The organism is Romboutsia sp. (assembly GCF_051659545.1).
GTDB lineage: Bacteria > Bacillota > Clostridia > Peptostreptococcales > Peptostreptococcaceae > JBOFOR01.
The window spans coordinates 1-8,863 of record NZ_JBOFOR010000117.1; the positions used below are offsets into that span (position 1 = coordinate 1).

8 protein-coding genes are annotated in these 8,863 nt (G+C 27.8%); 7 read left to right on the forward strand and 1 reads right to left on the reverse strand.

Annotation, left to right across the window (positions count from 1 at the left end; all coding sequences use genetic code 11):
* The first annotated feature begins 234 nt into the window (after positions 1 to 234).
* Positions 235 to 1,161, forward strand: a complete 927-nt coding sequence (locus ACRC03_RS06745; protein ID WP_438651794.1) for a glycosyltransferase family 2 protein — start codon at positions 235 to 237, stop codon at positions 1,159 to 1,161.
* A 131-nt stretch (positions 1,162 to 1,292) separates the two neighbouring features.
* On the opposite strand, the gene ACRC03_RS06750 is transcribed toward ACRC03_RS06745, so the two are convergent.
* Entirely contained in the window at positions 1,293 to 2,171 is an 879-nt protein-coding gene (locus ACRC03_RS06750; RefSeq protein WP_438651795.1) for a hypothetical protein, read from the reverse strand.
* Between the two features lie 232 nt (positions 2,172 to 2,403).
* Here ACRC03_RS06750 and ACRC03_RS06755 point away from each other — a divergent pair, with 232 nt between their 5' ends.
* The 6 genes from ACRC03_RS06755 (at position 2,404) to ACRC03_RS06780 (ending at position 8,796) form a co-directional block, all read left to right on the forward strand.
* On the forward strand, positions 2,404 to 3,417 hold the full coding sequence (locus ACRC03_RS06755) for a polysaccharide biosynthesis protein (protein WP_438651796.1): 1,014 nt from the start codon (positions 2,404 to 2,406) through the stop codon (positions 3,415 to 3,417).
* Between the two features lie 11 nt (positions 3,418 to 3,428).
* Positions 3,429 to 4,544, forward strand: a complete 1,116-nt coding sequence (locus tag ACRC03_RS06760; RefSeq protein ID WP_438651797.1) for a polysaccharide biosynthesis C-terminal domain-containing protein — start codon at positions 3,429 to 3,431, stop codon at positions 4,542 to 4,544.
* On the forward strand, positions 4,545 to 5,669 hold the full coding sequence (gene wecB / locus ACRC03_RS06765) for a non-hydrolyzing UDP-N-acetylglucosamine 2-epimerase (protein WP_438651798.1): 1,125 nt from the start codon (positions 4,545 to 4,547) through the stop codon (positions 5,667 to 5,669).
* Between the two features lie 56 nt (positions 5,670 to 5,725).
* Positions 5,726 to 6,733: a tetratricopeptide repeat-containing glycosyltransferase family 2 protein gene (locus tag ACRC03_RS06770; protein ID WP_438651799.1), complete on the forward strand. Its 1,008-nt coding sequence runs from the start codon at positions 5,726 to 5,728 to the stop codon at positions 6,731 to 6,733.
* A gap of 262 nt (positions 6,734 to 6,995) precedes the next feature.
* Positions 6,996 to 7,436 carry a DUF6923 family protein gene (locus ACRC03_RS06775; protein WP_438651800.1) on the forward strand — a complete coding sequence of 147 codons (441 nt, stop codon included), beginning with the start codon at positions 6,996 to 6,998 and terminating at the stop codon, positions 7,434 to 7,436.
* A 154-nt stretch (positions 7,437 to 7,590) separates the two neighbouring features.
* Positions 7,591 to 8,796: a hypothetical protein gene (locus tag ACRC03_RS06780; RefSeq protein ID WP_438651801.1), complete on the forward strand. Its 1,206-nt coding sequence runs from the start codon at positions 7,591 to 7,593 to the stop codon at positions 8,794 to 8,796.
* Positions 8,797 to 8,863: the final 67 nt, after the last annotated feature.

Below are 8,863 nucleotides of genomic sequence, written 5' to 3' on the forward strand. Positions count from 1 at the left end.
ATAAGATGATTAAGGTATAAACTAAAAAAGTATATACTTTTAGTTTATAATTGATTATTTTGTTTTTTTAATGATATTAAAAGTATTTTTAGTATCGTCAGAAAATTATATTGTAATTCACTTTGACTGAATAGTTACAGAAATTCAATATAATTTAGTAATACCTTATTGTTTTTGTCTTATGGAGAAATAGCAAAAAATGATAAGGTTTAGGATTTAAGGAGGTAATTATGAGTGAAAACAAATCCCCTATTAACTATTGGAATACCAACCTTTAATAGAGCTAATCATCTAGATGGTGTTTTGAATTGGATATATGGCCAAATTGGAAATAATAGTAAATTTGAGGTATTAATAAGTGATAATGCATCCACTGATAATACTGAAGAAGTAGTGAAAAAATATCTAAATATATATGATAATTTACTTTATCATAAACAAGTTGAAAATGTAGGTTTTGATAGGAATTTAATTACTGTTATGGACTTAGCAAGAGGTGAATATATAAAATTTCATGGAGATGATGATTTTTTAACACAAGATTGTATGAATTATATTACAAATGTAATTCTAGCAATACCTGATGTAGATTTATTTTATATGAATAGTGGAATGTATAACCAAGCACAGTTCATAGGTGAGGGATATGATCAATATCTAAAATGCAGAATAAACTCCATGAATATGACTGCTATAACCATAATAGTTGTAAGAAATTCAGCTTGTAGACAAATAGAAAATAAAGAAAAATATATAGGTAGTGAGATATTGCAAGTTTATATACAGATGGAAATATTAAAAAGGAATCCTAAGTTTTGTATGATAGGGGGAGTAGTTGTAGTACCTCCAGTTTCTCAAGGAGGAAGAAGACAGATAAATATAGGAGAGATTTTCATTAAAAGCTATTTTGGTATATTAAGTGAATACATTCCTTATGGGCTTAGTGAAGATGCTTTGAAATTTGAGAAAAAATACTGCCTTGAAACTGATATAGCAGGTCATTTAATAACCGAAATTAGAAATAGGCAAAGTGGTAGAATAGATATGGATTATGATAGATTTGAAGAATATTATATTAATTGCTATAAAGACGAAGAATATTTTGAAGAAAAATTAAAATATATAAGACATGTTGAAGCGTCGACTAATTCCTTAAAATAGAATATAGTAAAAATGAAATAAAAAGTCCGTTGAATTTTAGTTTATTCAACGGACTTTTTATGTCATTTTTACTACAGATGCCTTAAAATGACCTAGAGATATCTGATGAACTATTAAATAATAGTGATTATTTAAGATTGAAAATTATATGCATTTTTATCAATAATCATACTTTCATACATTTCATACCAGTAAGCATGATTATTGTTCATTATAGCCCATTGCTCTATACCATAAGCTCCAAATTGTTGAACCATGCCCATTAAGTTTTTACTAGCATCTTCACCAGTCATTACTCTAAGTCGTTGGCCTTCTATTTGATGATACACGCAAGATTTTAAATAGCATCTAGGGACCCAATTAGATTTAGTTCCCATATAGTATCTAAATGCAATTAGTAAACTTGTATCTTCATATGTTTGCTTTCCTGTTAAGAATCCAATATCATAATAATGGATACCTCTCAGGGCTTCTGCTTTATATATTACTGGATTTGTGAAATTGTCAATTACTTTATCTTCTGTAAATGATTCAAGCTCATTTAATTTAGAGTTTAAGTCAGGGGACAATTGTACATTAGTGTAATTATCTTGAAGCTTAAAATTATTATTTGATCCTTCTACAATTCTAGGGCATACCATTGGATCTTCATTTTTTTGTAAGAATTCAACTAAAGGAAGATGCCAATTTGCCATAAAAATCATATCTAAATGGATTTCTGCTATATACTGAATTTCAGGATAATGAGTTAATATATGATTAATAGTTATATATCTTGCTTTAGGAATACCAACATTTATACCACTACCTAAAATATAATATTCTAAACTATAAGACTTTACTAAATCATGAACTTCTTCTTCAGATAGCCCGCCCTGATTATAAATAAATAAACAGACATCTTCACTATAAGTTAAGCTTTCAAAACACTTTCTAGTCATATCTATATCTGTATCATAAAATTGACCACCTTTATCAATGAACAAAGTAACAACATAACCTATTTTCATCTTAATCCTCCTATAAAAGTTTTTTTAACTAATCTCCTGTAATCATATGTTATTTTCTCTAATTTAATTAATGTAATAATACTATTTTTATTGATAATATATTTGCAAATAAATTTAAAATTATTAGAAAATACCTTCATAAATATATATGTGTATATCATAAAATATGTTACAAGACTATTTTCTTTTTAATATATTAAATGAGATAAAAAATATAATAATGGAGGGTACTATGTTTCAAGATAAGATTTTGTTAATAACAGGTGGTACAGGATCCTTTGGTTCAACAGTTTTAAAAAAGTTTATAGATACAAATATAAAAGAGATAAGAGTATTTTCAAGAGATGAAAAAAAACAAGATGACTTAAGACAAGAAATTAGAAGTAATAAAGTCAAATTTTACATAGGAGATACAAGAGATTATGAAAGTTTAAACTATGCAATGAAAAATGTTGACTATGTTTTTCATGCTGCTGCATTAAAACAGGTTCCGTCTTGTGAAATTTATCCTATGGAAGCCGTTAAAACTAATATACTTGGATCCGAAAATGTATTTAGATCAGCTGCAAATAACAATGTAAAAAAAGTAATATTATTAAGTACAGATAAGGCTGTACATCCTGTAAATGCTATGGGGATGTCAAAATCTTTGGCTGAAAAAATAATGTCCTCTATTGCTTTAAATTCCAGAGATAATGAAACAGTATTTTGTGCAACTAGATATGGCAATGTAATGGCTTCAAGAGGTTCTGTTATTCCATTATTTGTAGAACAGATAAAAAACAATCAAGACTTAACAATAACAGATCCTGAGATGACTAGATATTTAATGTCTCTTGAAGATTCTGTCAATCTGGTTTTATACGCCTTAGAATACGGAATTCAAGGTGATATATTTGTTCAAAAGTCACCTGCCTCTACTGTTTTAAATCTGGCAAGAGCTTTAAAAGAATTGTTTAAATCTGATGTGGGAATTAAAATTATCGGAACTAGAAATGGTGAAAAAAAGCATGAAACACTTTTATCAAGAGAAGATTTTGTTAAGGTTGAAGATAAAGGAGAATATTTTAGACTTCCTTGTGCTAATGTATCTAGAAATGTAGAAAAGTATTTTACAATTGGAGATGAAAAAGTAACAAAGGAAGAAGATTATAATTCAAAAAATACAACTCAATTAGATATTGACGGAGTAAAGAAATTACTTCTTAAATTGCCGTATATACAAGATGAGTTAAGTAAGATTTAGGAGGCTAACTTATGAATATATTAGTAACTGGATCAAATGGTTTTATTGGTAAGAATCTAGTATGTAAATTAAAAGAAGAAAATATACACCAAATTATAGAAATAGATATAGACAATACTGATGAAGATTTAGAAAATGGGGTTAAAAAATCAGATTTTATTTTTCACTTAGCTGGTGTAAATAGACCCAAAGATGAAATTGACTTCTCAAAAGGAAATAGAGATTTTACACAAAAGCTTATAAATATAATCAAAAAATTCAATAAAAATATACCGATACTTATAACATCCTCTACTCAAGTTAACTTAGAAAATGCTTATGGAAAAAGTAAGAAAGAAGCCGAGGATAAGCTAAAAGAATACAAAAGTGAAAATAATGCTAAAATATATATCTATAGATTATCAAATGTATTTGGAAAATGGTGTAAACCAAACTACAATTCAGCCGTAGCTACATTTTGTTACAATATAGCTAATAACAAAGATGTATGGATATCAGATTATGAAAAAAATATTCCTCTTATATATATTGATGATTTAGTAAAAGAATTTGTAAATCATGTTAATAATAAAAATATAGATAATGATATTGTGTATTATGAAATAGAAACAGTTCATGAAAAAAAAATAGGCGAAATAGTAGAACTTTTAAAAAGCTTTAGAGATATAAATTGCACATCAACAATACCTAATCTAGAAGATATTTTTACAAAATATTTATACTCAACGTACTTATCTTATTTAAATGAAAATAAACTTCTATATAGTTTAGATAAAAAAAATGATAATAGAGGCTATCTTGCTGAATTAATAAAATCAACTACATTTGGCCAAATCTTCATATCAAAAACAAAACCTCAAATAACAAGGGGAAATCACTATCATCACACCAAAGTTGAAAAATTTATGGTTATAGATGGATATGCAAAGATAAAATTGAGAAAAGTAAATGAAAGTAATATAATAGAGTTTTTAGTTAAAGGAGAAGAACTAAAAGTTATAGATATCCCTCCTGGGTATACTCATTCTATTACTAACATTAGTGACTCTAAAGAATTAATAACTATATTTTGGGCAAATGAAATTTTTGACAATAAGCACTCAGATACGTTTTACTTGGAGGTATAAATGAGCAAATTAAAATTAATGACTATTATTGGAACAAGGCCAGAAATAATAAGACTATCAGAAGTTATAAAAGCATGTGATAAATATTTTAATCATGTACTAGTTCACACAGGTCAAAATTTTGACTATACTTTAAATGAAATATTCTTTAAAGATTTAGAGTTAAGAAATCCAGATTTTTTTCTTGAGGTTGTTGGAAATAACCTAGGTGAAACTATGGGAAATATAATATCAAAATCTTATGATATTATTAAAATTGAAAAACCTGATGCGATTTTAGTTTTAGGTGATACTAATAGCTGTTTGAGTACAATTAGTGCTAAAAGACTTAAAGTTCCTATTTTTCATATGGAAGCGGGAAATAGATGTTTTGATCAAAATGTTCCAGAAGAAATAAATAGAAAGATAGTAGATCATATAAGTGATGTAAATCTTTCATACACAGAACATAGTAGACGATATTTACTCAGTGAAGGTTTTAAAAAGGAGCATATATTTGTTACTGGATCTCCAATGAAAGAAGTCCTTTCTAAGAATATAGAAAAAATCAAAAATTCTAGTATCTTAGACCAACTAAATCTAGAAAAGGGCAACTATATAGTAGTAAGTGCACATAGAGAAGAAAATATAGACAATGATAATAACTTGTTAGAAATTGTAAATTCAATAAATAGTGTAGTTCACAAGTATTGCATACCTATAATATATTCGACTCATCCGAGAAGTCTAAATCGTATAAAAGAAAGAAATATAGAATTCGACCCTTTAGTTAAGATATTAAAACCATTCGGTTTTTTAGACTACAATAAACTTCAAATGGACTCATTTTGTGTTTTATCAGATAGCGGAACTTTAAGTGAGGAATCTTCCATACTTGGATTTAATGGAATCCTTATAAGAACTAGTACAGAAAGACCCGAAGTTTTAGATAAAGGTTCTGTAATTATTGGTGGAATTAAAAAAAATGAGATACTACAAGCTATAGAAATTTCTAAGTCTATGTATGAAAATAAAGAAATATTTTTAGTAGCTAACGACTATAAAGATGATAATGTATCTATTAAAGTAGTTAAGATTATACAAAGTTATACCAAGATAATAAATAAGGTGACGTGGGATAAATAACTTAATGACATCCTAGGAATAGAATTTCATAAAACTTAAAAAATTAGGGGGAGACTATGTTAAGCATTTGTTTGATTACAAAAAATGAAGAGAAAAATATTGCTAGATGTCTAAACAGCATAAAATCAATAGCAGATGAAATAATAGTAGTAGATACAGGTTCTACTGATGAAACTATAAATATTGCTAAATCATTTGGTTGTCAAGTTTATGATCATCCATGGAATAATGATTTTTCAGAATCAAGAAACTTTGCTCTTGATAAGTGTACCAAAGATTGGATATTTTCAATAGATGCAGATGAAGAATTATATGTAGAACATGCTATTTTACTTAAAAATTTATTATCTAATACCAATAAAGAAGCTTTTTATCTTCGATTAATAAATCTTATTGGAGATATTTCTATAAATGAAACTTCTAGTCTTAGAATTTTTAGAAATAGAAAAGACTATAGATATATAGGAAGACTACATGAGCAAATATATTTAGCTATAGAAGACAATAGTCCGACTAAAGATTGTTTTGAAGTTACTAGTTTTATACTTAATCATTATGGATATGACCATAATAATATAAATATGGATGAAAAAATAAAAAGAAATATTAATATACTTAAATGCTATCATGATGATGAAAAAGATGGATTTTATTATTATAGTCTTGGTAATGAATATCAAAAAATATCAAATCCGATTAAGGCTAAAGAATGTTTTGTTAAAGCGCTAAATACTATATCTAAAGATTATGGATTTAGACCGTATCTAGCAGTTAGTTTAGGGGAAGTATGTTTAAACTTAAAGGATATAAAAGAGGGTCTTAATTATATAGAATTTTTCAAAAAAGAAATGCCTGACTTTAGGGATTTATACTTTTTAGAAGCTGTATTTTATAATGAATTAATGGATTATAGTAATAGTTATTCTTCATTAATAAAATTCACACAATCTGTAGCAAACCTTTCTAAATATCCCTCTTTTAACTTTGAACAAAATAATGATATCAATGCTCTTTTAGTTATGCTTAAATCTTTGACGACACCTGTTTCTAATAATACTTTTTAAGGTAACACTTTGTAAATATAAATAGATATAAGTTATTGATGAAGACATCCAATTTTAGTATTTAAATAAAAATTAGATGTCTTTATTTTTATTTAAGTGTTGCAATGATGTTAGTATAAGTATAAAGACACAATTAATTCAGGTGATATAATTCCAATAAAAACTGTAGATAAAACCACTGTTCTTCCAGATGAATAATTGAAATATACAATGATTTTAAGAAATGCAGGACTGTTAAATGCAAATAATGTAACTATAAGTATTGGAGGGAATACAATTTGCCCAATCAGGAGGAGGTACTGACTATCTAGAAATAAATCTAATCACTGGTGCCACAAATAACTTAGGTTCAATTTCTCCTACATTTTATTATAATGGTTGTGGATATAGTAAAGTAGATAATTATATTTATTGCAATCTTGTAGGAGCAAATAATTTGAATGGGACCATATATAGAATTGAAGGAGATAGAACAGGTACTAATTTAGGAAGGCCAAATGGTTTACCAAGTGGCAATGGATATAATGTTGGTACAGTTAATGCTAATGGATACTTGTATTTATACAGAAGTAATAGAGGCGACTTTTATGTTATTGATACCAACTCTAACAGAGGTACTTTTTTAAAGCTTGTTGACCCTAACAATAGTTTTAGTGAACAAACAAATCAATTTGGAGTGAGCATAAGTCCAATATCTATCTAGCTATAATAACTATAGCTCAAATTGCAAATGTAATTGTTGCAATGACCACAAACCAAAGCCAACACAGGATCATCTACCAAGACCAATAAAAGATTGTTGTTGTACTAAGAGCATAAGAGAATCTTTAATTGCTATACAATCTACGGTTACAGAAATGAATATTCCTGGATTTAGTGTAAATATATTAATTACGGCTACAACTGGATTACAATACCCAATATTTATATATGCGTCAACTGATAAACCTGTTATTATAGGTGAAGATATAATGGTCTATGACAAAACATCTATATCACTATGTACTATAGCTAAAATAGAAATTCTAAGTAGCCAAGCTTTAAGCACTGACTTCGCTAATAAATTGCTACTAAAATTAAAGAGTATAACAAATTTATGCTCAGAATTGGCAATGACTGTAGAGAGTAGTAACTATAATTATTCAACAAAAGGATGCAAAGGTTTATCTTATCCATGGAGCTTACCTTCTGAGAGTTATCCTACTGACTGTTGTTGTGCTCCAGGTATGCAAGAATATTTAAATGAAAATAAATCTAACTTAAATTATGTGAGTTATGAAGGATCTTTGAAGTATATCGAGCCTGTTTCTTATTTAACAGATATAGTTACTACAACTGTAGTTAAAGATGTTAAAATCCTTTTTAATACTATACCTGTATTTAGTAATGTAACTCCAAATACAGTTAATAATAAAGTTGTTAATTCTATTTTTAATGTACCTCTAAGCGCTATTAATGGTGTTACTACTATACCATCTGCTATTTTAAGTGCTACTGATACGACTGCTTTAACAGAGACACCTATTAACGTTATTCCTACAACTATTGTTACTTCAACATTTAGAGTTACTAATATAGATGGTATTATAACTAATATGGCACCTTCGTCTATGCCTTTTGTAAGTAATATAGCTACCGATCATACGACTATTAACAACTTTTCTAATTATACTACACTTTCTGGAGTTCCTACAGGTGCTACAACTGCATTATTAATTCCTACTAAGCCAGTAGTAATACCAAACTTAACTGCAGCTGCTGGCGGACTATTTATATTCTACAATGGAGTAACACTTCCTCTTGTAGATGCTCTTGGGAATAATGTAACAGTCGGTGCTATAACTAATGCAAATCTTTTAAATTTACCAACTAATTTATTAGGAGGATTAGCAGTGGATCCTGAAGTAGGACCACCTGATGTAGTCTCGAGTTTAGGAACACCAGTTACCGTAGATGTTTTAACCAATGTAATACCAACAGCTTTACCTGCTATTACAATAAATTGCCGAAAAGCCCCCTTCTTTAGATGTGGGGATGAAAGGCAAGGTCTCAAACTATCTTAATAAAGAGAGGTGGAACAACTTCTAGTTATATTAAGTCTCAAATGTTGTATAATAAAAATAATATATG